At 40.9% G+C, this 26,942-nt stretch carries 23 protein-coding genes; 14 read left to right on the top strand and 9 right to left on the bottom strand.

All coding sequences use genetic code 11. The annotated features are described in order from the left end of the window. Positions 1 to 4 precede the first annotated feature (4 nt). Positions 5 to 1,075: a DUF3083 family protein gene (locus BM378_RS00610; RefSeq protein ID WP_074988253.1), complete on the bottom strand. Its 1,071-nt coding sequence runs from the start codon at positions 1,073 to 1,075 to the stop codon at positions 5 to 7. Positions 1,076 to 1,293: 218 nt separating this feature from the next. On the opposite strand from BM378_RS00610, the gene glnS reads away from it, so the two are divergent. After that, complete coding sequence (gene glnS, locus BM378_RS00605) at positions 1,294 to 2,961, top strand: glutamine--tRNA ligase (protein WP_036968612.1); 1,668 nt, start codon at positions 1,294 to 1,296, stop codon at positions 2,959 to 2,961. An 82-nt stretch (positions 2,962 to 3,043) separates the two neighbouring features. Here glnS and BM378_RS00600 read toward each other — a convergent pair whose 3' ends face one another. Continuing rightward, complete coding sequence (locus tag BM378_RS00600) at positions 3,044 to 5,449, bottom strand: TonB-dependent receptor (protein ID WP_074988252.1); 2,406 nt, start codon at positions 5,447 to 5,449, stop codon at positions 3,044 to 3,046. A gap of 154 nt (positions 5,450 to 5,603) precedes the next feature. On the opposite strand from BM378_RS00600, the gene BM378_RS00595 reads away from it, so the two are divergent. After that, positions 5,604 to 6,131 (top strand): YaeQ family protein, encoded by a 528-nt coding sequence (locus BM378_RS00595; RefSeq protein ID WP_065979888.1) that lies wholly within the window; start codon positions 5,604 to 5,606, stop codon positions 6,129 to 6,131. Here the strand turns inward: BM378_RS00595 and yfaE are convergent. The 5 genes from yfaE to ubiG form a co-directional block, all read right to left on the bottom strand. Then, on the bottom strand, positions 6,128 to 6,400 hold the full coding sequence (gene yfaE, locus BM378_RS00590) for a class I ribonucleotide reductase maintenance protein YfaE (protein WP_036968605.1): 273 nt from the start codon (positions 6,398 to 6,400) through the stop codon (positions 6,128 to 6,130). The two genes, BM378_RS00595 and yfaE, sit on opposite strands and share 4 nt — an antisense overlap. After that, positions 6,400 to 7,530, bottom strand: coding sequence for a class Ia ribonucleoside-diphosphate reductase subunit beta (nrdB, locus tag BM378_RS00585; RefSeq protein WP_036968602.1), 1,131 nt, complete (start codon positions 7,528 to 7,530; stop codon positions 6,400 to 6,402). The genes yfaE and nrdB overlap by 1 nt, the downstream gene beginning before the upstream one ends. 69 nt (positions 7,531 to 7,599) lie before the next feature. Continuing rightward, a complete protein-coding gene (gene nrdA, locus BM378_RS00580; protein WP_036968599.1) occupies positions 7,600 to 9,885 on the bottom strand; it encodes a class 1a ribonucleoside-diphosphate reductase subunit alpha in 2,286 nt (761 codons plus the stop codon). Positions 9,886 to 10,274: 389 nt separating this feature from the next. Beyond that, positions 10,275 to 10,946: an HAD family hydrolase gene (locus tag BM378_RS00575; protein WP_074988251.1), complete on the bottom strand. Its 672-nt coding sequence runs from the start codon at positions 10,944 to 10,946 to the stop codon at positions 10,275 to 10,277. Continuing rightward, a complete protein-coding gene (gene ubiG, locus BM378_RS00570; RefSeq protein ID WP_074988250.1) occupies positions 10,946 to 11,656 on the bottom strand; it encodes a bifunctional 2-polyprenyl-6-hydroxyphenol methylase/3-demethylubiquinol 3-O-methyltransferase UbiG in 711 nt (236 codons plus the stop codon). Before ubiG ends, BM378_RS00575 begins: the two co-directional genes overlap by 1 nt. A 176-nt stretch (positions 11,657 to 11,832) precedes the next feature. Between ubiG and gyrA the strand changes: the two genes are divergently transcribed. The 9 genes from gyrA to pyrF all read left to right on the top strand — a co-directional run bounded on the left by gyrA (position 11,833) and on the right by pyrF (position 22,077). Next, positions 11,833 to 14,529, top strand: coding sequence for a DNA topoisomerase (ATP-hydrolyzing) subunit A (gene gyrA / locus BM378_RS00565; protein WP_036968590.1), 2,697 nt, complete (start codon positions 11,833 to 11,835; stop codon positions 14,527 to 14,529). A gap of 69 nt (positions 14,530 to 14,598) precedes the next feature. After that, positions 14,599 to 15,687 (top strand): 3-phosphoserine/phosphohydroxythreonine transaminase, encoded by a 1,089-nt coding sequence (serC, locus tag BM378_RS00560; RefSeq protein WP_074988249.1) that lies wholly within the window; start codon positions 14,599 to 14,601, stop codon positions 15,685 to 15,687. A gap of 1 nt (position 15,688) precedes the next feature. After that, positions 15,689 to 16,969, top strand: coding sequence for a 3-phosphoshikimate 1-carboxyvinyltransferase (aroA, locus tag BM378_RS00555; protein WP_074988248.1), 1,281 nt, complete (start codon positions 15,689 to 15,691; stop codon positions 16,967 to 16,969). 104 nt (positions 16,970 to 17,073) lie between these two features. Next, on the top strand, positions 17,074 to 17,787 hold the full coding sequence (gene cmk / locus BM378_RS00550) for a (d)CMP kinase (RefSeq protein ID WP_036968581.1): 714 nt from the start codon (positions 17,074 to 17,076) through the stop codon (positions 17,785 to 17,787). Between the two features lie 93 nt (positions 17,788 to 17,880). Then, a complete protein-coding gene (rpsA, locus tag BM378_RS00545; protein WP_036968578.1) occupies positions 17,881 to 19,548 on the top strand; it encodes a 30S ribosomal protein S1 in 1,668 nt (555 codons plus the stop codon). A 62-nt stretch (positions 19,549 to 19,610) separates the two neighbouring features. Next, positions 19,611 to 19,898, top strand: a complete 288-nt coding sequence (ihfB, locus tag BM378_RS00540; RefSeq protein ID WP_036968575.1) for an integration host factor subunit beta — start codon at positions 19,611 to 19,613, stop codon at positions 19,896 to 19,898. 20 nt (positions 19,899 to 19,918) lie between these two features. Next, positions 19,919 to 20,200: a lipopolysaccharide assembly protein LapA domain-containing protein gene (locus tag BM378_RS00535; protein WP_036968572.1), complete on the top strand. Its 282-nt coding sequence runs from the start codon at positions 19,919 to 19,921 to the stop codon at positions 20,198 to 20,200. Between the two features lie 2 nt (positions 20,201 to 20,202). Continuing rightward, positions 20,203 to 21,339 (top strand): lipopolysaccharide assembly protein LapB, encoded by a 1,137-nt coding sequence (gene lapB / locus BM378_RS00530; protein ID WP_065979890.1) that lies wholly within the window; start codon positions 20,203 to 20,205, stop codon positions 21,337 to 21,339. Between the two features lie 33 nt (positions 21,340 to 21,372). Then, a complete protein-coding gene (gene pyrF, locus BM378_RS00525; RefSeq protein WP_036968566.1) occupies positions 21,373 to 22,077 on the top strand; it encodes an orotidine-5'-phosphate decarboxylase in 705 nt (234 codons plus the stop codon). A 420-nt stretch (positions 22,078 to 22,497) separates the two neighbouring features. Here the strand turns inward: pyrF and BM378_RS00520 are convergent, their stop codons facing one another. After that, positions 22,498 to 22,989, bottom strand: a complete 492-nt coding sequence (locus tag BM378_RS00520; RefSeq protein ID WP_065979891.1) for a VOC family protein — start codon at positions 22,987 to 22,989, stop codon at positions 22,498 to 22,500. 125 nt (positions 22,990 to 23,114) lie between these two features. On the opposite strand from BM378_RS00520, the gene BM378_RS00515 reads away from it, so the two are divergent. Continuing rightward, entirely contained in the window at positions 23,115 to 24,002 is an 888-nt protein-coding gene (locus BM378_RS00515; protein WP_074988247.1) for a LysR family transcriptional regulator, read from the top strand. Between the two features lie 193 nt (positions 24,003 to 24,195). On the opposite strand, the gene BM378_RS00510 is transcribed toward BM378_RS00515, so the two are convergent. After that, positions 24,196 to 25,101, bottom strand: coding sequence for a LysR family transcriptional regulator (locus tag BM378_RS00510; RefSeq protein ID WP_065979893.1), 906 nt, complete (start codon positions 25,099 to 25,101; stop codon positions 24,196 to 24,198). 107 nt (positions 25,102 to 25,208) lie between these two features. On the opposite strand from BM378_RS00510, the gene dkgB reads away from it, so the two are divergent. After that, on the top strand, positions 25,209 to 26,009 hold the full coding sequence (gene dkgB, locus BM378_RS00505) for a 2,5-didehydrogluconate reductase DkgB (protein WP_074988246.1): 801 nt from the start codon (positions 25,209 to 25,211) through the stop codon (positions 26,007 to 26,009). A 1-nt stretch (position 26,010) separates the two neighbouring features. Continuing rightward, complete coding sequence (locus BM378_RS00500) at positions 26,011 to 26,595, top strand: NAD(P)H-dependent oxidoreductase (protein WP_065979895.1); 585 nt, start codon at positions 26,011 to 26,013, stop codon at positions 26,593 to 26,595. The last annotated feature ends 347 nt before the right edge of the window (positions 26,596 to 26,942 follow it).

Genomic DNA, 26,942 nt, shown 5'->3' with positions numbered 1-26,942 from the left:
CTGTTTAATATTGATAGTTAATATGCTGATAAAAGCGCACGCGTAAGTCTTGGCGTGTTGGATTAAACGCAAGTTCGTCTGTCACCTCATTAATGGCACTTTGTACTTGGTTCATAAATCGGCCGTAACCGATATCGTGTTTATCTTTTTCTGCTGCTGCAATAACAAAGTGCAGCACATCGACCAACGTATCCGCATTCCAAAATTGCTGTATTTGTACTTGCTCGCTGGCGCAGTCGAAAGTCAGTTTTTGTAACTCGCTATTGCTCTGTGCATTGTCAATATTACTATTACGCACAATCGGGCGTGTGCCATTTGCGATAAAGGCAGCTAAGTTAAGTTGACGCTTATCACATGCACGTTTAAACGCATCAAAAATATAGTGATAAAACTGACTGTAGTTTTCTTCATTTAGCATATGCTGAAATTGTGTCTTAATTGCGCGTGTGACAGGAATTGAAAAGCCTGCATAGGTCATTTCGCTGTGATCGCTTGGCAAATGGCATTGGCGCGATTGATAACGCGGATATAAACTTCGCAACTTATAGCCATAGCTTTCTTTGTGGCCTTTGGCTTTGGCAAATAAGTCATAGGTTAAGTGTTGATGATCTCGAATCTTAAGCGGGGGTTGGTTGCTTAAAAGCTTGTCTTGTAATGTATTGATTACCCGTTGCACTTTATGGTGGAACTGTGCCGCATTTGCACGAATATCGTCACCGGTTGCTAAGAATAATAAGCGAATTTTTTTGCATCTTTCTTCGCCATTAGCAAATACATTGTGTGCTTCGTGGTATTGTGGATTATAGAAAAATAATATTTGTTTTGTTGTTTCTAAACTGTACGCCTCATCATGGTAGCGTACGACAGGTAGTTTATCATTCGCAATGAGATGTACGTTATGAAGTTCATACTCATCGCACAGCGCAAATAATTCCCTTGCAAGACGCTTGTAACCGCAGCTAATGTTCGTAAACTGGGCAAAAAACTCATCATTGGGTTTAAATTCAACTAACACATACTGGTTTGCACGTGCAGAGCTAGGAATATAGACTCGGTGTTGATTGAGTGAAGCCATCTCTTTTCCTTATTAAATAGTGAAACTATCGGCACTATATCGTCAGTCAATGATCATTTTATTGCGTTAGAACAACTTTTTTACCGATTTGACCGTAGGGTTTTAACAATCGCATTATTATCTTCGATAAACACACATCAACTACTGTATGTTAGCGCTTCTTTTTGTAATAATGCAGTAGTTTTGTCACCATGCAATATTCAGAGGATTATGCTCCTATGGCGGAAATTGAGAATCGCCCAAGTAACTTTATAAGAACGCGTATCGACGAAGATCTCGCAAGCGGTAAACACGCGACTACGCATACACGTTTTCCACCAGAACCAAATGGTTTTTTACACATTGGTCATGCAAAGTCTATATGCTTAAATTTTGGTATTGCCCAGGATTACAATGGCCTTTGCAACTTACGTTTTGATGATACAAACCCAGAAAAAGAAGATATCAACTACGTAAACTCTATTAAAGAAGATGTGCAGTGGCTCGGTTTTCAATGGGATGGTGAAATTAAATATTCATCAAACTACTTTGATGCACTTTATGGCTATGCCGTTGAACTTATCGAAAAAGGGCTTGCGTATGTGTGTTTCTTGTCAGCAGACCAAGCACGTGAGTACCGTGGTACGCTAAAAGAGCCAGGAAAAAATAGCCCTTATCGTGATACACCTGTTGAAGAGAACTTAGCCTTATTCGAAAAAATGCGTAACGGTGAGTTTAAAGAAGGCGAGTGTGTACTGCGTGCTAAAATTGATATGGCAAGCTCGTTTATTGTATTACGCGATCCTATTTTGTACCGTGTACGTTTTGCTCACCATCACCAAACAGGTGATAAGTGGTGCATTTACCCAATGTATGACTTTACACATTGTATTTCGGATGCGCTTGAAGGTATTACACATTCTTTATGTACGCTTGAATTCCAAGATAACCGACGTCTCTATGACTGGGTGCTTGATAACATCAGCCTAGAATGCCATCCACAGCAAATCGAGTTTTCACGTTTAAATCTTGAATACACCATTATGTCTAAGCGTAAATTAAATGACTTAGTGGTTAATGGCCATGTTGAAGGCTGGGATGACCCACGTATGCCAACGATTGCTGGTTTACGTCGTCGTGGTTATACACCAGCTTCAGTACGTGAGTTCTGTTCACGCATTGGTATTACTAAGCAAGAAAACATGGTTGAAATGGGCATGTTGGAAGCGTGTATTCGTGAAGATTTAAATGAACATGCACCACGTGCTATGGCTGTACTTGACCCTGTTAAAGTGGTTCTAGAGAACTATGATGCAGATAAAGTAGAAACGTTATCAGTCGCTAATCACCCGAACATAGAAGAAATGGGACGCCGTGATGTGCCATTTACTCGCGAGCTTTATATTGAACGCGAAGATTTCCGTGAAGAAGCAAACAATAAGTTTAAGCGTTTAGTGCTGGGTAAAGAAGTGCGTTTACGCGGAGCTTATGTGATAAAAGCTGAACGCATTGAAAAAGACGCTAATGGTGAAATCACCACGATCTTCTGTTCTTACGATGATGAAACGCTGGGTAAAAACCCAAGTGATGGTCGCAAGGTGAAAGGGGTAATCCATTGGGTATCTGCTAGCGAGTCTATTACTGCAGAAGTACGTTTATACGATCGTCTATTCAACGTACCTAACCCAGCAGCTGCTGAAGACTTTAATGCAACGCTTAATCCAGAGTCGCTTGTGGTGTTATCAAATGCGAAGTTAGAACCTTCACTTGCAAATGCACAAGCAGAGCAGGGCTTCCAGTTTGAACGTACAGGGTATTTCTGTCGCGATAATAAAGCACAGACACTTGTGTTCAACCAAACGGTGGGTCTTCGTGATTCATGGGCTAAAATCGAACAAAAAGGTTAAACAGCGCGTTTAACTTTTTTAAAAGTTAATAAAAAACCCTTTCACTTATTAAAGTGAAAGGGTTTTTTATATTCGTTACTTTTTAGAAGTAACCGCGGATACCTAGGCTGAAGTTTCTGCCCGGTAGTGGCGCTTTTTCTTTAATAAACGAGCTGTGAACAAAGCCAAGTTCGTCTGTTATGTTATCAACGTTGATATAAAGCTGTGTATCTACTGGGCCTAAGTCAAGTTGATAATTCGCTGACGCATCAAACAAAGTGTACCCTTCTGTTTTTGTTTCGTAGGCAGTGATGTCTGACTGCTCAAAGTAATGTGTACCTGTTAGGCTAAACTGCCAATCAGAGACGGTATACTGTAACTCTGAACCCAATTTATTCGCTGGGATTCGTGGTAAGTAGTTATTGTCATCTTTTAATTTAGCTGTCGTCGAATCACCAAACACTTTCACTAAGGTGCTAGGTGAAACTTGATAGTGCACATCAAATTCTAACCCATACAATTTGGCATCTTTACTGGTAAATTGGTAAACCGCCATGGCATCATCGTGTACTTCTTCTGCCATTTCTAAGCCATGTTCTTCATCAAAGAAATAGCCCGTATTTTGTTGGTAATAGAAGTTTTCAATGTCGTTATAGAAAAAGTTGATTGTATAACCAAAGTCACCAATGAAACGACGGAAACTTAAATCAAAGTTTGTTGCAGTCTCTTGTTTGATGTCTTCAGGTTCAAAGTGAATTTCACCTTCTTCAATATGATAACCTAAGCCTAATTCATAAGTACCTGTTGCAATGTGAACACCATTCGAGAGTAGTTCTGCACTTAATGGCGCACGTTCCGAGTGAGACACGCTAAGCGCAATGCTTTGGCCTTCTTGATATTGCCAAATAGCACCCGCAGATAAGCTTAAGTTAGTGAAATCGGCACTGTAGTTAATTGTTTCAGCTTCTTCCTCTTCATCATGCGCTTCTTCTGCATGATCATGATGATGTTCAGCCAATGTGACAGCAGAATCGATTTGGTAATCTTCGATGCGCGCACCTAGTTCAACAGTGACATCACCAAATTGTTTTTCCTCAAGTAAAAATAGCGCGTTTGATTTTGTTACACTAGCCGGTGTGAACGCTTCTTCGCCATCGGCATCATAGTCAGACTCTGTATAGTGGTAACCAGCCATACCGTGCCAAAGACCAAGTTTATGCTCGACTGTCGCACGCGCTTCAGTTGTTTTGTTACTGAACACCGTTCCAACTTCACCGTCTTCAATTTCAGCATGTTTATAATCTGTATAACCTACGCGCAACGAGATGTTTTCAATCCAGTTATTATGAAGAGCGTAACTCATGTAGCCTTGCCAACGATCTTGCTCTAACTGAGCAAATACAGATTCTTCATGGGCTTCTTCGCCATGTCCAGCTTCTTCATGTTCAGCTTCTTCTTCATGAGCGTGGCCATGATGTTCATGGGCAGGAATGCCATAATCTGTTTCAATACGGCCATATGACACGCCTAACGTTAAATGTTCACCAACGTAGCTAGTTCCAAAGTTAACGGTTTGGCTGTCTATAAAGGTATTTTCTACGCTGTTAGCAGTCTCGTGCTCAGCGTGTTCTTCACCTTCGTGTTCTTCATGCTCTTCTGGAAGTTCAAACGTGGGAGTTTTGTAGTCGTCACCCGTGCGTTTTGTGCCATCAAAATGGAAGTTGAAACCGTTGTTACCTGTTTCTAACTTAGCTGCATAGGTATTCGTATTTGATACTGTGTCGTGTGTGTATTGAGCCGCACCTGTCAATGTCTCGATGTTATCGGTAGGAATACGGTTATCAACAACGTTTACAACACCCCCAATTGCGCCTGAACCATAAAGTAGGGTAGCTGGGCCACGAAGCACTTCAATTTGCTCTGCTGCTAAACTGTCATTTGAGGTGGCATGATCGGGTCCGATACGAGATGCATCACTACTGTCTAAACCATTTTGTGTAATTTTAACACGCGGGCCATCTAAACCACGAATAATAGGGCTTGATGAAACGGGACCAAAATAACTGGCATTAACACCCGGTAAGCCTTTTAAAGTTTCACCTAGAGTCGGTTTCGCTTTATTTTTTAAATTGTCACCTGATAACACATTAACCGGTGAGATCATCTCTAAGCTGTTTTTGTGTAAGGCTGACGCATACACAACAACGGTTTCTACGGATGTAGGCGTCAAAGTAACAACAACAGATTGATCATCACCATTAATATCAACACGCTTATCAATGAAATTATCTTTGCTTACATGAAGTTGACCTTTGCTGTCGACATCAATTTTAAATTCACCTTGCGCGTCAGTCATTACAGCCTGTGATTTACCATGCACATGGACTTGTGCATTAACAACGGGTTGTTGATTTTTATCTACTACTTGGCCTGTGATAACAGCAGCAATGCTTGATTGAGAAAACAGTGCAGCGGCAACAGCACTAGAAATAATTGAAAATTGCTTCATTGTTACTACTTTTTACGTTGGTTGTTGAGTGTTGTGATATAATATAACACCACCATTTTTCAATGGCAATAACGTTATACTATAACTTATAAACTGTCGCGATTTAAATTTCATACACTATACTTAGATTATTTAATCGGTATGGCCCGTGGTTATGTCTGATAAAAATAGAGTATTTAAGGCGCAGTTCACCATCGCAGATTTACGTGAGCATTGTAATCATCAGGAAACCTTCACCACCGCCTGTGACAGAGGGGAAAGTTATCAGCATTTTGTGCTCAAATTGCTGAGCTATTGTTTGTTTTCGCATAATAAGCAGGCAACTATCAATGCTCGGCTAAAAAACAATCAACCCGATGTGTCAATAAAAGCGCTCGATGAGCATTATGAGACGTGGCTGTCTGTTGATCAGCCTGATATATCCATGTTAACTAAAATTGCTAAGCGTGTTGATGAACTGTGGGTTGTCACCACGCTTGAAAGTGACTGGTTAAATGAGTATCAACGTCAGCTTGCGTTGATCAGCAACAGTCACCTTATTGCTTTCGATAGCCAGTTTATTGAACAACTCGTTACTCATCTAAGTAAAAATTTGCAGTGGGATATTACCATTGATCAGCAAACGATTAGCGTGGCAGATAAACACCATTTTTACCAAACACGTGATCTTGTATGGCATTAAAGTTCAATAGTGATTTTACCGTTAGGTTTGCTACAACACAGTAATACTTCACCTGGACGCACAAAGGCAAGGGGCTCTTGATTATAACGTACGTCGCCTTCTACAAGCTGAGCACGACAAGCACCGCAATATCCTTCGCGGCATTGATAGGGGACATCTATTTTATGTTGTTCAAGGCATTCAAGGAGAGATGAACAGCCAGAGTCAAAATCTATACTCTGGCTGTCTGTTCCTGCAAGGATAACCTGTGCAGTGTGTTTAGTGCTCATTACAGATCGAAATCACCAAAGTCTGATGCATCAACTTGAGAATCGATTTGACCAACAAGGTAAGAACTTATCTCGGCTTCTTGCGGTGCAACTTGCACGTTATCAGAGACTAACCACGAATTGATCCATGGAATCGGGTTGCTCTTACTTTCAAACTGAGCAGGTAAGCCTACCGCAGTCATTCGCGCATTTGTAATGTATTCAACGTATTGGCATAAAATATCTTTGTTTAAGCCAATCATTGAGCCATCTTTAAACAGGTATTCAGCCCAGTCTTTTTCTTGCTCTGCGGCATCAACAAACATTTTAATTGCTTCATCTTTACATTGCGCTGCAACAATCGCCATTTCAGGATCGTCTTTACCGTCTTGCATAATGTTTAAGATGTGTTGTGTGCCTGATAAATGAAGAGCTTCATCACGCGCAATTAATTTAATGATTTTTGCATTGCCTTCCATTAGCTCGCGTTCAGCAAACGCGAATGAACATGCAAAGCTGACATAAAAACGAATTGCTTCCAGAATATTAACCGACATCATCGCAAGGTAAAGCAACTTTTTAAGGTCGAACAAGCTCACTTTAACTTCTTCACCATTAATCACATGTTTACCTTCACCGTAAAGGTTGTAAATCGAAATCATGTTGATTAATTCATCGTAATACTTTGTCACCGCATCGGCACGTTCACTGATTTTTTCGTTACTCACGATATCATCAAAAATAAGCTCAGGTGACTGCGTTACGTTACGAATAATGTGCGTGTAAGAACGGCTGTGAATTGTTTCACTAAATGCCCATGTTTCAATCCACGTTTCAAGTTCAGGAATTGACACAATTGGCAGTAAGGCAACGTTAGGCGAACGACCTTGCACACTATCAAGTAATGTTTGGTATTTTAAGTTACTTAAAAAAATGTGTTTTTCATGGTCAGGTAAAGCTTGAAAATCAAGACGGTCTTTACTTACGTCAACTTCTTCAGGACGCCAGAAGAAAGATAATTGCTTTTCAATTAGCTTCTCGAAGATAGGGTACTTTTGTTGGTCGTAACGTGACACGTTTACCGTCTGGCCGAAAAACATCGGTTCTAGTAATTGGTTATTATGGTTTCGGCTAAAAGTTGTATATGACATAGTGAATACTCAAAAAACAGTCAGGACAAAGCGGGCTAAGGAGCCCGCTTGTGTATGTTATTAATTTAATTAGATTTTACAAGCACCGCCTGCACAACCATCATCTTCCACCTCAGGTGTAAGCTCATCTTGAGCATCTGAAGCGCCATCACGGGTGTTATGGTAATACAACGTTTTAACACCCAGTTTATATGCTGAAAGGAGGTCTTTTAAAAGCACCTTCATAGGTACTTTACCGCCTTCGTACTTAGATGGATCATAATTTGTATTCGCAGAGATCGTTTGGTCAACGAACTTCTGCATGATGCCCACTAATTGCAGATAACCATCGTTTGATGGGATATCCCAAAGTAGCTCATAATTGTCTTTTAGGCGCTCATACTCTGGTACTACTTGTTTCAAGATACCATCTTTACTTGCTTTAACACTGATGTGTCCACGCGGTGGCTCAATACCATTTGTTGCATTAGAGATTTGTGATGAAGTCTCTGATGGCATTAATGCCGACAATGTTGAGTTACGCATACCATGTTCTTTAATGTTTGCGCGCAGTGTATCCCAATCTAAGTGAAGAGGTTCATCACAGATTTGGTCAAGGTCGCGCTTGTACGTATCTGTTGGCATAATACCTTGCGAGTACGTTGTTTCATTAAATTTAGGGCAAGCACCACGTTCTTTAGCAAGCTCATTTGATGCTTTCATTAAATAATATTGAATTGCTTCAAATGTTTGGTGCGTTAATGCATTTGCACTACCGTCAGAATAACGTTTACCGTTTTTAGCAAGGTAGTATGCGTAGTTGATGACACCAATACCTAACGTGCGACGACCCATGGTTGCGTTTTTCGCTGCAGGGACAGGGTAGTCTTGGAAATCAAGTAAGTTATCAAGCGCACGTACTGCAAGTTCAGCAAGCTCTTCTAACTCATCAAGTGACTCAATTGCACCTAAGTTGAATGCAGAAAGTGTACACAGTGCGATTTCGCCTTCTTCGTCCATTACGTTACTAAGTGGCTTAGTCGGTAATGCAATTTCTAAACATAAGTTAGACTGACGGATCGGTGCTACCGTTGAGATAAACGGGCTATGAGTATTACAGTGGTCAACGTTTTGTAAGTAAATACGACCTGTACTAGCACGCTCTTGTGCGAACATTGAGAACAGCTCAATCGCTTTAATACGTTTTTTACGAATCGACTCATCTTGCTCGTATTTTACGTATAGCTCATCAAATTTAGCTTGGTCTTCGAAGAATGCATCGTAAAGACCCGGTACGTCTGATGGGCTGAATAAAGTAATGTAGTCGTCTTTAATTAAACGGCTGTACATTAATTTGTTGAACTGTACACCGTAATCTAGATGACGAACACGGTTGTCATCAACACCACGGTTATTTTTAAGGACTAATAAGTTTTCAACTTCTAAATGCCACAGCGGGTAGAATAGGGTTGCTGCACCACCACGGACACCGCCTTGAGAACAGCTCTTAACCGCCGTTTGGAAGTGTTTATAAAATGGAATACACCCAGTATGGTATGCTTCACCGTTACGGATTGGGCTACCTAAAGCACGAATACGGCCCGCATTAATACCAATACCTGCACGTTGTGATACGTATTTTACAATCGCAGATGATGTCGCATTAATTGAATCAAGGCTATCACCACACTCAATCAGTACACATGAACTAAATTGACGCGTAGGTGTACGCACACCAGCCATAATAGGAGTCGGCAATGAAATTTTGAATGTCGAAACCGCGTCATAAAAGCGCTTGATGTAATCAAGGCGTGTTTCTCGAGGGTAGTCAGAGAATAAGCTCGCTGCCACTAAGATATATAAAAACTGCGCGCTTTCGTAAATTTCACCCGTTACACGGTTCTGTACTAGGTATTTCCCTTCAAGCTGCTTTACAGCGGCATAGCTGAAGTTTAGATCACGGTTATGATCAATATACGCATCTAACTCGTCAATTTCTTGCTCAGTGTAATCAACGAGTAAGTGTTGATCATAACGTTTGTCTTCAACCAGTTTTGTAATGTGGTCGTATAAACGCGGCGGCTCAAATTGACCATACGCTTTCTTACGTAAATGGAATACAGCTAAACGAGCAGCAAGGTATTGATAATCAGGGGTATCTTTAGAGATCTGATCGGCTGCTGCTTTAATGATAGTTTCGTGAATGTCGTCAGTACGAATGCCATCGTAAAATTGAATATGTGATTTCAATTCAACTTGTGACACAGACACATTATTTAGACCTTCGGCGGCCCAAGCGATGACGCGATGGATCTTATCTAGATCAAGTGACTCTTTACGGCCGTCACGTTTGCTTACAGATAGCTGTTGGTTCATAGTTTTGCCTGTATTCCTTGGGAAATTATATTTTTAGTGACAAAGGTATTCTTAATTATAATTATTATTAGCACCAGCATGAGTCAATTGAATAACATTTAGCCACAATATCTGGTGTTCTTTAAAACGCAGATCACAAGATAGTGTGGTCTGCGATCATTTGCAAGGGATAGAAATGCCCCATTTTGTGGATAACTATTGGATAAACGAATTGTGTTAGTGAGCATTAACCTTTGATCATTCATTGATGATGAAATTTGTAAAAATCAACTCAAGATCTACAAAAATTATCGTTTTTAAAAATAATTTCTGACTGTTTTTTTTATCAACAAAGTTTGCTTAAAACTCAACCCAATCACAATATATGGTGTTTTAACTTAAAACTAACACTATATATGGATAAATCCATCAGTTGGAGATTGCCAGTTAAAATCTGCGCCCCAGCTCAGTGCGGTATCCACACTTGGTATATAACCCCAAAGTGCAGTTGCACTGTACATATTGGCAGCTTTTGCTGCTTGTATGTCGCGTTCGGCATCACCTATGTATAAGCAACGCGTTGGATCAACATCGAGCATGTTTGCAGTATGAATAAGTGGCTCTGGCGATGGTTTAGCAACTGCTAAGGTATCACCACTCACGACAGCCATGGCATTAGCAAGGCTTGGGATAGCTTGCACCAATGGCTCGGTTAAAAAGCCGGGCTTATTGGTCATGATCCCCCATTTAATGCTGTTTTGCTCAAGTGAGGCGAGAAGTTGCTCAATGCCATTAAAGCACTTGCTATGAATCGCAATGTCTTCTGCATAATAGTCGAGCAGTTGCTGCCTTAATGCTAATTGTTCAACGTCGGGCCATTTATCACCAAAGCCGACCTCTAATAATGCATTGGCCCCATTTGACGCTGCTGGGCGATAAATGCTTTTATCAACAGGCGCGATATTCGCATCTGCTAATACGCGATTTAATGCGCCGCCAAGGTCATCCGCAGTATCGAGTAATGTGCCATCTAAATCAAAAATAAAGGCATCAAAAGCGATATCAGGATTACAACCAGCCATTAGGCAAGTTTCTCAAAATGAAGAATGTAATTAACACTCACATCGTCATTTAAACTGTATTGCTTAGAAAATGGATTATAGCTGAGGCCTGTGCTTGCTCTTACTTTTAAGCCTGCGTCTTCTGCCCATGCAATTAATTGGGCGGGTTTTATAAACTTTTTGTGGTCGTGCGTGCCTTCGGGCACCATTTTTAATAACTTTTCAGCACCCACAATGGCGTATAAATACGCTTTAGGTGTTTTATTTAATGTCGAAAAGAATACATCTGCGCCAGGTTTTGCAAGCTCAGCGACCGCACGGATGATAGAAGCAGGGTCTGGCACGTGCTCTAACATTTCCATACAGGTGATTACATCAAAGCGAGCAGGGTGCTCTTTAGCAAACTCTTCAGCCGGTACTTTCATATAATCAACAGGGATACCGGTTTCTAAACTGTGTAACTTAGCAACGGTTAATGGCTCTTGACCCATATCTATGCCTGTTACTTTAGCTCCCATGCGTGCCATGCTTTCACTTAAAATGCCGCCACCACAGCCAACATCTAAGGTTTCTTTATCAAATAAGCCGCCAACTTTGTCGGCAACAAAATCCAAGCGAAGAGGATTTATTTCATGAAGAGGTTTGAACTCTCCGTCGCGGTCCCACCAACGTTCAGCGATGGCTTCAAACTTTGCAATTTCTGCATTATCTACATTTTGATGTTCGGTCATAAAAAACTTCCTCGTCAATCTGAGGCCATTATATAGGGGTAAATTAATAAATCGCAAAGATTTAGCGCCTGTAAATCTAAATTAATTGTGGTAGCATGGTCATGAAATAATAACTAAAGCTCTAAAGGCGGCGCTTTGCCTCTTTATGAGTCAATACTGAAGGAATGTGAAATCAAATGACTGATCTCGCCAATGAAATTCTGCCAGTCAATATTGAAGATGAATTAAAAAACTCCTACCTTGATTACGCAATGAGCGTAATTGTAGGACGTGCATTGCCAGACGTACGTGATGGTCTAAAACCTGTTCACCGTCGTGTTTTATTCGCAATGAACGAACTCAATAATGATTGGAATAAGCCTTACAAAAAATCAGCACGTGTTGTTGGTGATGTAATCGGTAAGTACCACCCACATGGCGACAGCGCGGTATATGACACCATCGTACGTATGGCGCAGCCTTTCTCGTTACGCTATATGCTTGTTGATGGCCAAGGTAACTTTGGTTCAGTTGACGGTGACTCTGCGGCAGCAATGCGTTATACGGAAGTCCGTATGGCAAAAATGTCACATGAGCTATTAGCCGACCTCGAAAAAGAAACGGTTGATTACGTACCTAACTATGATGGTACGGAGCAAATTCCTGACGTATTACCGACGAAAGTACCTAACTTATTAGTGAATGGTTCATCGGGTATTGCGGTTGGTATGGCGACGAACATTCCGCCACATAACTTAACTGAAGTTATTAATGGGTGTTTGGCACTGATCCAAAACCCAGATATGACAATTGCTGATCTGATTGAATATATCCCAGGTCCAGATTTCCCTACAGCCGCGATCATTAATGGTAAGAAAGGCATAGAGCAAGCTTACCTAACGGGTCGTGGTAAAGTGTACATCCGCGCACGCGCAGAAATTGAAGTAGACGAAAAAACGGGTCGTGAAACGATCATCGTCCACGAAATTCCGTACCAAGTTAACAAAGCACGCTTGATTGAAAAAATCGCTGAACTTGTTAAAGACAAAAAAATTGAAGGCATTAGCGCACTCCGTGATGAATCAGATAAAGACGGTATGCGTATCGTTATCGAGATTAAACGTGGTGATGTAGGTGAAGTTATTCTGAATAACCTTTATGCACAAACACAGTTACAAACCGTGTTTGGTATGAATATGGTTGCACTTGATAACAACCAGCCTAAGTGTTTCAACTTAAAAGAAATGCTTGAAGCATTTATCATTCACCGCCGCGAAGTAGTAACCCGTCGTACGGTATTTGATTTACGCAAAGCCCGTGACCGTGCCCATACGCTTGAAGGCTTAGCGATTGCCCTTGCGAATATCGACCCAATCATTGAGTTAATTCGTAAATCACCTACGCCTGCTGAAGCAAAAGCAGCTTTAACAGCAAGGTCTTGGGAACTAGGCACTGTTAAAGCCATGCTTGAAAAAGCCGGTGAAGAAAATGTAGCGCGTCCTGATTGGCTAGCACCAGAGCTAGGTATTCGTGATGGTGAGTACTATTTATCTGAGCAACAAGCACAGGCGATCCTTGACCTACGTTTACACAAACTAACGGGTCTTGAGCATGAGAAGATCTTAGACGAGTACCAAACACTACTCGATCTTATTGCTGAACTACTTTATATCCTTTCAACCCCAGATCGCCTTATGGAAGTTATTCGCGACGAACTAGTTGAAATTAAAGAACAATATGGCGACGAGCGCCGTACAGAAATCAGTGCAGCAGCTCACGATATCAGCCTTGAAGACTTAATTAATGAAGAAGACGTTGTCGTAACGCTTTCTCATGAAGGGTATGTGAAGTATCAGCCATTATCAGACTACGAAGCACAACGTCGTGGTGGTAAAGGTAAATCAGCAACGAAGATGAAAGATGAAGATTTCATTGAACGTCTCCTTGTTGCAAATACACACGATACGATTCTGTGCTTCTCGACTGCTGGTCGTTTATACTGGCTGAAAGTATACCAATTACCACTTGCCAGCCGTGCAGCGCGTGGTAAGCCAATTGTGAACTTACTGCCACTTGAAGCTGACGAACGTATTACTGCAATTCTACCTGTACGTGAGTACGAAGAAGATAAATACATCTTCATGGCTACAGCATTTGGTACAGTTAAGAAAACACCATTAACAGCTTATAGCCGTCAACGTGCAAGCGGTATCATTGCGGTCAACCTAAATGAAGGCGATAGCCTAATTGGTGTTGATATCACTGATGGTACAAACGAAATCATGCTATTCACAGACGCAGGCAAGGTAGTACGCTTTAAAGAAGCGGAAGAGTCGACCGTCGTTGATGAAAATGGCAATCCGGTACTTGATGAAGAGGGTAACCCTGAAATCCGCTTCAAAGGTGTACGCCCAATGGGTCGTACTGCAACCGGTGTGCGTGGTATTAAGATGGCAGACGACCAACGCGTTGTGTCGTTAATTGTGCCTAAGACAGACGGTGCAATCCTCACCGTGACTGAAAATGGTTATGGTAAGCGTACAGCACTTGCCGATTACCCATCGAAGAGCCGTGCAACACAAGGTGTTGTATCAATCAAAGTAAGCGAGCGTAATGGCGCAGTGGTTGGTGCAGTACAAGTTGATGAAAACGACGAAATCATGATTATCTCTAATCGCGGTACGCTTGTTCGTACTCGTGTTAATGAGGTTTCTACGGTTGGTCGTAATACGCAGGGCGTTATTTTGATACGAACTATTGACGAAGAGCAAGTAGTTGGTTTACAACGTATCGAAGAAATCGAAGTTGATGAGCTTGAAGCCATCGAAGGCGAGGGCGTTGAAGTAGTCGATACACATACTGAAGAAACGGTTGATAACCCACCTTCAGAGTAACATTGATTTAAAAAGCGGCTTCGGCCGCTTTTTTTATCCGCACTATAATTACTGGAATGAGGCAAAGTAATGACTAAATATAATTTTTGTGCAGGACCGGCAATGTTACCGCCGGCAGTAATGCAAAAAGCACAAAAAGAATTTATAGATTGGCAAGGTTTAGGCGTATCTGTGATGGAAATCAGCCATCGTAGTAGCGACTTTTTAGAGCTTACAGCAAAATGTGAAGCAAGCTTACGTCGTCTAATGAATATCAGTGACGAATTTGAAGTTTTATTTATGCATGGCGGTGGCCGAGGCCAATTTAGTGCTGTACCACTAAATTTGCATTTAGCAGATAAGCCCGCGGTGTATTGTGAAAACGGTGTGTGGTCAAAAGGCGCGACACAAGAAGCCGAAAAGTTCACTGCAGTGACAAGTATTAATGTTCGTAATGACGAGCAGCAAAATGGCCAGTTTTCAATTAAACCAGCGACAAGCTGGGAATTACCAGCTGATGCGTCATACATTCACTATTGCCCAAATGAAACGGTTGATGGTATTGAGATTTTTGACGTGCCTTCACACCCATCTGCGCCAATAGTCGCCGATATGTCATCAACAATTTTGTCACGCGAAATTGACGTAAACCAGTTCGATGTCATTTATGCAGGCGCACAAAAGAACATCGGCCCATCGGGTTTAGCAATTGTTATTATTCGTAAAACGTTGCTTGAGCGCGAAGGTCTCGAAAAACCAGGTATTCTTGATTACGCATTAGAAGCAAAGCAAGGCAGCATGTACAACACGCCACCGACATTTGCATGGTACTTAGCAGCAGAAGTGTTTGAATGGTTAGAAGCAAACGGTGGCGTAAAAGCCATGGAAGAGCAAAATATTGCCAAAGCAGAATTGCTGTATAACTTTATCGACAATTCAGATTTTTATAATAATAAAGTTGCTAAGCATTGCCGATCGCGTATGAACGTACCATTTTGGTTAAACGATGAATCGTTTAATGACCAGTTTATTAAACAATCGAAAGAAGCGGGTTTACTGGCGCTCGAAGGCCACCGCATTGTAGGTGGTATGCGCGCAAGTATTTATAACGCAATGCCACTTGCTGGTGTACAAGCCTTGGTTGATTTTATGGATAAATTCGCCAAGGAGAATAGCTAATATGGAACAGCTTCGTCTTGAACCTATCTCAAAGGTAAATGGCAGTGTCACGCTGCCGGGCTCAAAGAGCTTATCAAATCGTATTTTACTTTTGGCGGCGCTTGCACAGGGCACCACGGTCGTTGAAAATTTGCTAGACAGTGATGATATTCGTCATATGTTAGGCGCACTTAAACTATTGGGTGTGAATGTTACCTTAAATGACGATAAAACCGTTGCGACCGTTGAAGGGGTAGCAGGTAAATTCTTAACACCTAGCGAGCCGTTATTTCTCGGCAATGCTGGCACTGCTTATCGGCCTTTAACAGCGGTTCTTGCCGCTGTAGAGGGCGAGTATGAGCTTGTCGGTGAGCCACGTATGGAAGAGCGTCCTATTGGGCATTTAGTGGATGCTCTGCATGCGCTGGGTGGTGATGTTGAATATTTAAAACATAAAGACTATCCACCACTGGCCATTAAAGGCGGTAAAATTAATGGCGGCCAAGTTGAAATTGACGGCAGTATATCTAGTCAGTTTTTAACGGCCTTATTAATGGCAGCGCCATTATTTAATGGTGATACAGAAATCCGTATTAAAGGTACGTTAGTATCAAAACCTTATATTGATATTACCTTAGATGTTATGCAGCGTTTTGGTGTGTTAGTTAAACACGACAACTACGAAGTATTTTATGTAAAAGGGTGCCAACAATACCAAGCACTAGAGCGCATTATGGTCGAAGGTGATGCATCGAGCGCATCATACTTTGTTGCAGCTGCCGCAATAGCGGGTGGTGAAATAGAAATTAACGGTGTTGGTGCTGCGTCTGTTCAAGGTGACATTGGCTTTGCTAAAGTGATGGAACAAGTGGGCGCTAAGATTGATTGGTACGATGAAAAGCTGGTTGTGCGTAAAGGTGAACTTAACGCGGTTGATATCGACGCAAACGCTATTCCTGATGCGGCCATGACACTGGCCACTGTTGCGTTATTCGCAAAAGGTACAACTGCAATCCGCAATATCTATAACTGGCGTGTAAAAGAAACAGACCGCTTGTACGCCATGGCGACAGAACTTCGTAAAGTGGGCGCTGAGGTAGTCGAAGGTGAAGATTTCATCGAAATTACACCGCCAAAAACATTTAATGATGTAGCGATAGATACATACAATGATCACCGTATTGCCATGTGCTTTGCGATGGTGGCCGTTGGCGGTAAGCCAATAACCATTAATGATCCTAAGTGTACATATAAAACTTTTCCAACGTTTTTCAAGGTACTAGAGTCTGTCTCAAGTCAATAAAACAGAAGAAAATATAAAAAGTTACATTCAAAGTGCGGATCTATTACGAGAACTGACGTATAATGTTGCGGTTTTATTTTGGTGTGCATTGCAGGAGGTTATAAATGCAGGCGTTATTAATGCCCGTAATCACCATTGATGGCCCAAGTGGTTCAGGTAAAGGAACTGTTTGTCGCTTGTTAGCCGAGAAATTAGGTTGGGATGTATTAGACAGCGGGGCGATTTATCGTGTGCTGTCACTTGCTGCACTTCATCATCAAATTGAATTAGACAATGAAGATGCATTAGTGCCGCTGGCTGCAAACTTAGATGTACAGTTTTTGGTAGATAGCCAAACACACACGTCTAAAATTGTACTAGAAGGCGAAGACGTCACAACAACAATTCGCAACGAAGAAGTTGGTGCTGCAGCCTCAAAAGTCGCTGCTTTACCACGCGTAAGAGAAGCATTATTGCGTCGTCAACGCGCGTTTCGTACTGAAAGCGGATTAATTGCAGATGGTCGCGATATGGGCACGGTTGTGTTTCCAGACGCGCCATTAAAAATATATTTAACAGCGACTGCTGAGGAGCGTGCGCGTCGTCGCTTTGCTGAGTTGAACGATCGTGGACTAGATGTTACACTAAGTGGTCTACTTGAGGACATAAAAGCACGCGATCACCGTGATATGACACGTGAAGTTGCGCCGCTTGTGCCTGCAAAAGATGCCATTGAAATCGATACTAGCGAGTTCAATGCAATGCAAGTGTTTGATAAAGTTATTACTTTAGTCGACGAAGCCGTACTTGCGGGTAAGCTCCCTAAAGCTAAAAAGTAAACTTTTTAATGTGCCGGCAGGATGCCAGCGCTATTTTAACAACCCCATGCAGCATGGTTGCTAATTGGTTATTTAATTATTTAGAGACGTATAATGTCAGAAAATTTTGCGCAGTTATTTGAAGAAAGCCTAAAGGGTTTTGAAGCAGAGCAAGGCTCTATCGTTAAAGGTACAGTTATCTCAATCGAGAACAACATCGTACTTGTTGATGCTGGTCTTAAATCTGAGAGTGCAATCCCTGCTGAGCAATTCAAAAATGCTGCTGGTGAACTAGAAGTTGCTGTTGGCGACGAAGTAGATGTTGCGTTAGATGCAATCGAAGACGGTTTCGGTGAAACTATCCTTTCTCGTGAGAAAGCGAAGCGTCACGAAGCGTGGATCCGCTTAGAAAAAGCATGTGAAGAGCAAGAAACTGTTACTGGTGTTATCAACGGTAAAGTTAAAGGCGGTTTCACTGTTGAAGTTGATTCAATCCGTGCTTTCCTACCTGGTTCACTTGTTGATGTTCGTCCAGTACGTGACACAACTCACCTTGAAGGTAAAGAGCTTGAGTTCAAAGTAATCAAGCTTGACCAAAAACGTAACAACGTTGTTGTTTCTCGCCGTGCAGTTATCGAATCAGAAAACTCACAAGAGCGTGAAGAACTTCTTGCTAACCTTGTTGAAGGTCAAGAAGTTAAAGGTATCGTTAAGAACCTTACTGATTACGGTGCGTTCGTTGACCTTGGTGGTGTTGACGGTCTACTACACATCACAGACATGGCGTGGAAGCGTGTTAAGCACCCTTCAGAAATCGTTAATGTTGGCGACGAAATCGCAGTTAAAGTTCTTAAATTCGACAAAGATAAAACTCGTGTATCTCTAGGTCTTAAACAACTTGGCGAAGATCCATGGGCAGCTATCGCTGGTCGTTACCCAGAAGGTTCTAAGCTTTCTGGTCGTGTTACTAACCTTACAGATTACGGCTGTTTCGTTGAAATCGAAGAAGGCGTTGAAGGTCTAGTACACGTTTCTGAAATGGATTGGACTAACAAGAACATCCACCCTTCAAAAGTTGTTTCACTAGGTGACACTGTTGAAGTTATGGTTCTTGAAATCGACGAAGAGCGTCGTCGTATTTCTCTTGGTCTTAAGCAATGTATTGCTAACCCATGGCAAGAATTTGCTCGTCTACAAAACAAAGGCGACCAAGTTACTGGTAAGATCAAATCAATCACTGACTTCGGTATCTTCATCGGTCTTGAAGGCGGTATTGACGGTCTTGTTCACCTTTCAGACATTTCTTGGAACACGCCAGGCGAAGAAGCTGTACGTGAATTCAAGAAAGGCGACGAAATCACTGCTATCGTATTGCAAGTTGACCCAGAGCGTGAGCGTATCTCTCTAGGCGTTAAGCAAATCGAAGCTGACCCTTTCAATAACTACCTGGACGCAAACAAAAAAGGTGCTATTGTTAAAGGTAAAGTGACTGAAGTTGATGCGAAAGGCGCAACTGTTGAGCTAATCGAAGGCGTTGAAGGTTACATCCGTGTAGCTGATATCGCTCAAGAGCGCGTTGAAGATGCTACTACTGTAGTTTCTGCAGGCGACGAAATCGAAGCGAAATACGTTGGTGTTGATCGTAAGAACCGCACTTTAAGCTTATCTGTTAAAGCTCTTTTCGAAGCAGAAGAGAAAGAAGTACTAGAGAAGCTTAAGAAAGAAGAGCCAGCGTTTGAAAACGCAATGGCTGCAGCATTCAAAAATGCTCAAAAAGACTAATCTATAGTCTTTAATTGGAAGGGCAGTTTTGCCCTTCCTTTATCTCTTTTTAAGGAAACGTTATGACTAAGTCAGAATTGATAGAACAACTAGCTGAACAACACGCACACATTCCAGTGAAAGATGTTGAAAATGCCGTTAAAGAAATTCTTGAACAAATGGCCGGTTCATTATCTAGCTCAGATCGTATCGAGATCCGTGGCTTTGGAAGTTTCTCATTGCATTATCGTTCTCCGCGCACAGGTCGTAATCCAAAGACTGGCGAAACAGTTGAGCTAGACGGTAAGCACGTACCACATTTTAAACCAGGTAAAGAATTACGTGACCGCGTAAATGCGAGTATTGCCTAGTTTTATACAGGAGTAGTTACTTGTTTAGGGTATTAAAAATTGTATTAATAGCGCTGTGCTTATTTATTGCATTTGTACTTGGTTCACAAAATCCACAACTTGTGCAAATCAATTATTTAATTGCCAGTAATACGTTGCCCTTAGCTGTTGTAATAAGTATCTGCTTTATTTTAGGTGTCGCCATTGGTTGTTTTATAAGCTTGACACTGTTTTCGCAGTTAAAGTGGCAAAATTATCGCTTAAAGAAAAAGTTAGCGCCTGAAAAAAACAATAAAAAGCTTGTTGCTAATAAAGACACCTAATCATGATTGAGCTTCTGTTTTTACTTTTACCCGTTGCAGCCGGTTACGGCTGGATAATGGGTAAAAACAGTGCTAAAAACCAAGCTCATCAGCTTAATCGCCAAATCACCTCTGAATATTCTAAAGGCCTAAAGTTTCTCTTAGACAGAGAAGAAGACCAAGGCTTAGAACACTTAATTAATCTTCTTGAAGTTGCAGCAGACTCCGTTGAACACTATTCAACATTGGCGACCATGTTTCGCCGTCGTGGCGAGTTAGACCGTGCAATTAAAATTCATGAGCTGTTATTAAAACACCCCAGTTTAGATGAACAACAAGCAGCCTCCAGCCGTTTAGAGCTTGCCGAAGATTATATTATGGCAGGGCTGTTAGATGGTGCGGAAGAGCATTTAGTCTGGCTTGTGAAAGCCGGATACAAAGAAGCCTTAGAGCCTATTATTAACCTATATTCGCAAACGCGAGAGTGGGATAAAGGCATTAACATGTACGAGGCGCACAGTGAGCTATTTACAAAACCGCAGCATGTTAAAGCCATTGCTAATTTTTATTGTGAAGCCGCTTTACAAGACAACGATACACAAATTATGCGCAAGGCGATTAGCTTAAACCACAAAGCTATTCGCCCTTTGTATGAGCTCGGCCACAGCGCTTTTACCAAAGAAGATTATGTGAAAGCAATTTACTATTGGCGTGAGCTAATTAGCCAGTTTACCTTTTTTGCCCCTGTGTTTATTGAAGAGCTGGCGATGAGTTATGACAAACTTAACTTAACGCATCAATTTCATGATTTACTGAATGAACTGCTTGAAAAAGGCGGGGTATTAATAAAAATAAAGCATTGCCAAGCACTCCTTGAACAAGGGCATATTGAGCAAGCCATTAAATTTTTAACCGACAGTTTAAAGCGTCATCCCACGATCCGTGGCTTTAGCTTTTTATTACAACTGCTCGCGAAACAAAATAACGATATTAAAGATGTATTAGATCAAATTGATAAATTGGTTACCTCTTATATCGCAACCAAACCTGATTTTCAGTGCCAGCATTGTGGCTTTACCAGTCATACCATCTATTGGGTGTGTCCATCTTGTAAACACTGGGAAACAATTGTTCCAAGCCGTGGCATAGACGGTTTTTAATTCATATTAGTCCATTAGTTTTTTAGGAAAGTTATGTCTGTCGAAGATTCAAAAAAAGTATTAATTGCCCTTGATTATGACGATCAACAAACAGCGCTTACGTTTGTAAAGCAATTATCGCCTGAAACGTGTCGCCTTAAAGTAGGCAAAGAAATGTTCACGTATTTTGGCCCTAGCTTTGTAAAAGAACTAATAGATCTTGGGTTTGATGTTTTCTTAGACCTGAAATTTCATGATATTCCAAACACCGTTGCAAAAGCTGTTACAGCAGCTGCAAAAATGGGTGTATGGATGGTTAACGTGCATGCTTCTGGCGGCGTTGAAATGATGACCAAAGCAAAGCAAGCATTAGAGCAGTTTGGTGATGACGCACCATTATTGATTGCAGTAACAGTATTAACCAGCATGGATGCCGCCGAACTTACTCGCTTAGGTGTAGATAAAACACCTGAAGAGCAGGTTATCTACCTAGCAAAACTAGCTAAAGAATCAGGCCTTGATGGGGTAGTGTGCTCAGCGCAAGAAGCGAAAAAGTTAAAAGCAGAGCTAGGCGCAGACTTTAAACTGGTTACCCCAGGTATTCGCCCTGCAGGTAGCGATGCTGGTGACCAAAAACGCATTATGACACCAAAGCAAGCTGTTGAAGATGGCAGCGATTATTTAGTCGTTGGCCGCCCAATCACCCAATCTGCAGACCCAGTGGCAACACTAAAAGAAATTAATGACTCGCTAAAATAACCTGCGTTATTTAATCTGAATAAAGAGCAAAGTTTTTACTTTGCTCTTTTTGTTTAGGGCTTAATTATCAGGGGGATATTTGCTTACAGTTTGTGCAAAGTAAATACATGACTAATAAAAACCGTGCATTTATTGATTTTATGAAACAAAAGTTGCTTAATAATTAGCCTAATTCATAAATAGTGATTTTACTCATCTATTGACTCACTTCATTTCAAAATTATTCAGTCTTGCTCTTAAACTCCAAAGTCTCCGATGATATAAGCCTTTAATTACTATTGCGTGCTGTATACACGTTGTGACCATGCAGAATTAACAAGTAGTGTACGTCTACTTTAAACTACACATGAACAACAAAAATGAACCAACACCTCGGCAGAAACAACAAACAAAGACTAGAAAATTTTCTACTCCTTTATGTTATTCGTAGTCTGAAGCGTAAGTATCTTCGTAAGAGTGAGAGTAAAACTCAAATAGGTTGCCAAATGGATCTTCTAGGTAAACCATTTGCGCTTGCTTTAGTTCATCTTCAGGATGATAACGGTGGATATCCATGCGAACTTTGCCACCATACTCTTCAACACGTTTAATTGCTGTTTCAAACTGCTCCTTTGGCAACTGTAAACAGAAATGGAAGATACCAAGGCGCGAGAAATCAACGTTGTGGCAATCTTCGCGGTCAACCATTTCGAACAGCTCAACACCGATACCATCAGTAGTTACTAAGTGAGCAATATTAAAGCTTTTGAAGCCTTCACCGAATACCGCAATACACATGCGACCGATTGCTGATTTTCGCTCTTCTATAACTCTGGTGTTATTCATTACAATTCTAAGGCCTAGCGCTTTAGTGTAGAACTCAACCGCTTTGTCCATATCGCCAACCATAATACCAACATGATTCATTTTCATAATTTTCTCCTAGATATTGCTGAAATATAAAATCTAATTAATGAGTAAATTATATGAACGCTTATTGATAAAATGAAATTATCGATTATTATGAAAATGATAATTTAAAGTTATTAAGTGATGGTATGCTAAATCCTGTTTGGTTAGAAACGTTCATAACGCTTGTTGATGTTGGGCACTTTACACAAACCGCCGAAAAACTTTATATGACTCAACCGGGAGTTAGCCAGCACATCAACAAACTCGAAGAGGCGTGTGGATGTAAGTTAATTAAAAGAGAGAAGAAGTCATTTTCAATTACTGAGCAAGGTCGGTTGGTTTACAACCATGCGAAAGCGTTAATAAGGAATGAAAAGTTTCTCTTTGAGCAACTAAGCTTTGATGACCCTTTATCAGGAGAATGCACCTTAGCATGCTCTGGTTCAGTGGCGTTACTACTTTACCCAAGGTTATTACCACTTCAAAATCAACATCCCAACATTCACATTAATATTAAAGCAGCCCCTAATCATCAAATTTTGGCTGATATCAAAAACGGACATATTGACCAAGGAATTGTGACCAATATACCCAATGAAAGTTTCTTTGATTTTGAAGTGCTTGGCAAAGAAGAGCTGTGTTTGATTTTGCCCCAAAAAGCTAATGTTAATAATAGCTGGGAGCGATTATTTTCAGAGTTAGGGCTAATCAATCATCCAGATGCCGAACATTATTTGTCTTTGTATTTTAAGCAATCATTAGAACAAGAATTAACACAACTAGATGTTAGCAAAATTCCTGTTGTCGGTTCAATTAACCAAATTAGCCAAATCTTAGAACCAATCGCTCAAGGCATTGGCTTTACCGTATTACCCAAAAGTGCCGTTGACAGTTTTTATCTCCCTAAACGTTTAAAGGTTTTCAAACCTAAACAACCAGTAATAGAAAGTTTATATTTGGTCTGTAAAAAAAACAGAGTATTACCTGCTCGTTATGATACTTTTAATTCAATCATTCGGCAGACATGGGCTTAGGTTCGCTATTCACTCAAAGCCAACCTATAGAGCATTTACTCAGTGGTTTTTGGACAAAAACGTTTCAGCCAGAATAGTTGAAACGAAGATGGACATTTTCGTGTCAGTGACATCACTAAATTAGTAACGTACGGATTACTAAAAGTATGGAAAATCACTCAATCTAATGTGTAGCTCTGGTGATAAGGAAGAGCTACATGAACTCATTATTATCAATTTTAAGGTTACTTTTGATAAACTCGATAAATGATGAAATTCGCAGAGATGTTGCTGAGTTTTTATAGTAAATGGCATGAATAGGTTGCTCTATTCTGAGAGAAGAATCCTTGAACAGCTCTACCAAACTGCCATTTTTCCTATCTCTATATGTCATAAAATCAGATAAGCATGCGATGCCTGCTCCACTTAACGCTAAATGTCGAATTACCTCACCATTATCTGCTTGCAAGTTACTCGTTGCTTTAAAAACCTTATCGTTTTCATTCATGAGTGGCCAATTTTTCAAAATCTCAGGCTTACTAAATCCCAATAGCCTATGGCTGGATAGTTCATCAATACAACTTGGCGCACCAAATTTCTCTAGATACTCAGGGCTAGCAACAATGCGTATTCTGCTGCTACCAATAAATACAGCTCTCAATGTTGAATCTTTAAGTTGACCAATACGGATAGCAATATCCGTTTGTTTTCCGACTAAATCAATATTCTCTTCACTTGTATTCAGTTCGATTTCAACGTCAGGGTACAGCGTTTGGTAATGGGTAATACAAGGTGCAAGTCCGTGAATTGCGAAGGGCGTTGCTGCATTAATTCGTAAAAGACCTGAAGGCTTATCTTTTTGGACTCTTAATTGATCCTCTGCGAAATCAACTTCTTCGAGTATTTTTCGAACTCTTTTTAGGTAAATTCTTCCTTCTGACGTAACACTTAACCTACGAGTAGTACGACTCAATAACGTAGTTTCTAGTTTTGTTTCCAGTCTTGAGATAGTTCTGCTCACTGCAGCTGGTGTAATAGAAAGAATTTCTGACGCCCCTCGTACCGTTCCTGTATCTACAACAGCGACTAGTGCCTTCATCTCATCCAAAGTCGATTTCATTCGTTACCTTTTGTAAATTAAAAATTGATTAATATTAACTTTAATGAATCAGTCCTGCCAAGTAAAGTTAGTACTCACAGCAATAACATAAAAACTTTGGAGACGTTATGACAGTACCTTCATTTGGTGTAGGCACTTTTCGCTTAGAGGGCGAGGTGGTAAAAAGTTCAGTATTAAACGCATTAGAAGTTGGCTATCGCGCGATTGATACTGCTCAAATCTATGGTAATGAAGCGAGCATTGGAGAAGCATTAGTGGATTCTGGCATACCTAGAGAAGAGTTGTACATCACAACCAAAATCTGGGTAGACAATATGTCTAAGGCTGAACTCATCCCAAGCCTCAAGGAAAGTCTAGAGAAACTGAAAATGGACTATGTGGATCTAACACTAATTCACTGGCCTGGTGAGAGTGAAAATATCGAAGAGTATATGCAGGCTCTGCTAGAGGCAAAATCCCTTGGGCTAACTAAAGAAATTGGGGTGTCAAATTTCAATATTGAGTTGTTACACAAAGCCTTCGATGCAGTAGGCAAAGAAAATATTGCTACAAACCAAATTGAGCTAAGTCCATACTTGCAAAACCAGAAATTAGTCTCATATATGCGAGAAAACGGTATACAAGTAACCTCTTACATGACATTAGCCTATGGTGAAGTTTTAAAGGAATCTTTGATTATTGATATTGCAGCTAAGTACAAAGCAACACCAGCGCAAGTAGTGTTGGCGTGGGCATTAGCCAAGGAATTTGCCGTGATCCCATCGTCAACCAAACGCGAAAATCTCATCAGCAACCTGCAAGCAAAGCAACTCGGATTGACGATTGAAGACATTGATTTGATCGATGGTCTTGAACGCAATGGGCGTCAAGTGAGCCCTGATGGTCTTGCTCCAGAATGGGATGATTAAAATGAGTAATGTATTAATTATCAACGGCGGTAAAAAGTTTGCTCACTCTGAAGGAACACTTAATCGTAGGTTGGTAGAACTAGCACATGGATGTTTAATCGAGTTAAACCATGATGTCAAAGTTACTGAAGTCGATAGTGGCTACGATATAGAAACTGAAATTGAAAAATGGTTATGGGCAGATGTCGTAATCCACCAAAATCCTGCATGGTGGATGGGAGCCCCTTGGATTGTGAAAAAGTATATTGATGACGTGTTTACCCTTGGTCATGGTCGTTTGTATCAAAGCGATGGGAGAACAAGAAGTGATAGCGACAAAAAATATGGTTCTGGTGGGTTGCTTCAAGGCAAAAAGTATATGCTTTCGGTTACATGGAATGCCCCACAAGATTCGTTTACTGATCCTTCTCAGTTTTTTGAAGGGGTAGGTGTTGACGGTGTGTACTTGCCATTTCATAAAGCTCATCAGTTTTTGGGCATGTCTCCTTTGGGCACCTTTATGTGTAACGATGTCATTAAAAACCCTCAGGTAGAAAACGACTTTGATAGGTATAAAGCACACTTGAAAGAAGTGTTTTCAAGTTAATCTAGAACAATACAGTCACCTCTTGGCTGCACCTGATTGTACAGGATTACAATCTATCCATCCTCTTATATACAGAGAGGATGGGGGTTAAGCATGAGATAATCTGTACACATTACTCGATGTATTGGTGATAGTAAAAGTAGGTCAAACTTCAAACCATACTCTGAGGTAAAGCGCAGTCGAAACACATAAAGGGGCATTATAGTGTTAGAAAATTTACCGCGCCTATTTGTTACAGCTATCAAAACCAATAAAAAAAGAGTAAAGCTTTCACTTTACTCTTTTTCATATATATCAATAATCTTGTTAGCTCGTAGCTCGTAGCTCGTAGCTCGTAGCTCGTAGCT

Source organism: Pseudoalteromonas lipolytica (assembly GCF_900116435.1).
Classification (GTDB): domain Bacteria; phylum Pseudomonadota; class Gammaproteobacteria; order Enterobacterales; family Alteromonadaceae; genus Pseudoalteromonas; species Pseudoalteromonas lipolytica.
The sequence above is the reverse complement of the archived record's forward strand: the minus strand, read 5'-3'. Positions and strand labels throughout refer to the sequence as shown.

Excerpts from the sequence above, each read along its gene's own strand:
- nrdB (WP_036968602.1), bottom strand. The coding sequence starts at position 7,530 with ATGTCATATACAACTTTTAGCCGAAACCATAATAACCAATTACTAGAA.
- serC (WP_074988249.1), top strand. The coding sequence starts at position 14,599 with ATGACTAAATATAATTTTTGTGCAGGACCGGCAATGTTACCGCCGGCA.
- cmk (WP_036968581.1), top strand. The coding sequence starts at position 17,074 with ATGCAGGCGTTATTAATGCCCGTAATCACCATTGATGGCCCAAGTGGT.
- nrdA (WP_036968599.1), bottom strand. The coding sequence starts at position 9,885 with ATGAACCAACAGCTATCTGTAAGCAAACGTGACGGCCGTAAAGAGTCA.
- ihfB (WP_036968575.1), top strand. The coding sequence starts at position 19,611 with ATGACTAAGTCAGAATTGATAGAACAACTAGCTGAACAACACGCACAC.
- yfaE (WP_036968605.1), bottom strand. The coding sequence starts at position 6,400 with ATGAGCACTAAACACACTGCACAGGTTATCCTTGCAGGAACAGACAGC.
- rpsA (WP_036968578.1), top strand. The coding sequence starts at position 17,881 with ATGTCAGAAAATTTTGCGCAGTTATTTGAAGAAAGCCTAAAGGGTTTT.
- glnS (WP_036968612.1), top strand. The coding sequence starts at position 1,294 with ATGGCGGAAATTGAGAATCGCCCAAGTAACTTTATAAGAACGCGTATC.
- lapB (WP_065979890.1), top strand. The coding sequence starts at position 20,203 with ATGATTGAGCTTCTGTTTTTACTTTTACCCGTTGCAGCCGGTTACGGC.
- BM378_RS00500 (WP_065979895.1), top strand. The coding sequence starts at position 26,011 with ATGAGTAATGTATTAATTATCAACGGCGGTAAAAAGTTTGCTCACTCT.
- BM378_RS00520 (WP_065979891.1), bottom strand. The coding sequence starts at position 22,989 with ATGAAAATGAATCATGTTGGTATTATGGTTGGCGATATGGACAAAGCG.
- BM378_RS00515 (WP_074988247.1), top strand. The coding sequence starts at position 23,115 with ATGCTAAATCCTGTTTGGTTAGAAACGTTCATAACGCTTGTTGATGTT.
- BM378_RS00610 (WP_074988253.1), bottom strand. The coding sequence starts at position 1,075 with ATGGCTTCACTCAATCAACACCGAGTCTATATTCCTAGCTCTGCACGT.
- dkgB (WP_074988246.1), top strand. The coding sequence starts at position 25,209 with ATGACAGTACCTTCATTTGGTGTAGGCACTTTTCGCTTAGAGGGCGAG.
- BM378_RS00595 (WP_065979888.1), top strand. The coding sequence starts at position 5,604 with ATGTCTGATAAAAATAGAGTATTTAAGGCGCAGTTCACCATCGCAGAT.
- BM378_RS00510 (WP_065979893.1), bottom strand. The coding sequence starts at position 25,101 with ATGAAATCGACTTTGGATGAGATGAAGGCACTAGTCGCTGTTGTAGAT.
- BM378_RS00575 (WP_074988251.1), bottom strand. The coding sequence starts at position 10,946 with ATGGCTGGTTGTAATCCTGATATCGCTTTTGATGCCTTTATTTTTGAT.
- ubiG (WP_074988250.1), bottom strand. The coding sequence starts at position 11,656 with ATGACCGAACATCAAAATGTAGATAATGCAGAAATTGCAAAGTTTGAA.
- aroA (WP_074988248.1), top strand. The coding sequence starts at position 15,689 with ATGGAACAGCTTCGTCTTGAACCTATCTCAAAGGTAAATGGCAGTGTC.
- BM378_RS00600 (WP_074988252.1), bottom strand. The coding sequence starts at position 5,449 with ATGAAGCAATTTTCAATTATTTCTAGTGCTGTTGCCGCTGCACTGTTT.
- gyrA (WP_036968590.1), top strand. The coding sequence starts at position 11,833 with ATGACTGATCTCGCCAATGAAATTCTGCCAGTCAATATTGAAGATGAA.
- pyrF (WP_036968566.1), top strand. The coding sequence starts at position 21,373 with ATGTCTGTCGAAGATTCAAAAAAAGTATTAATTGCCCTTGATTATGAC.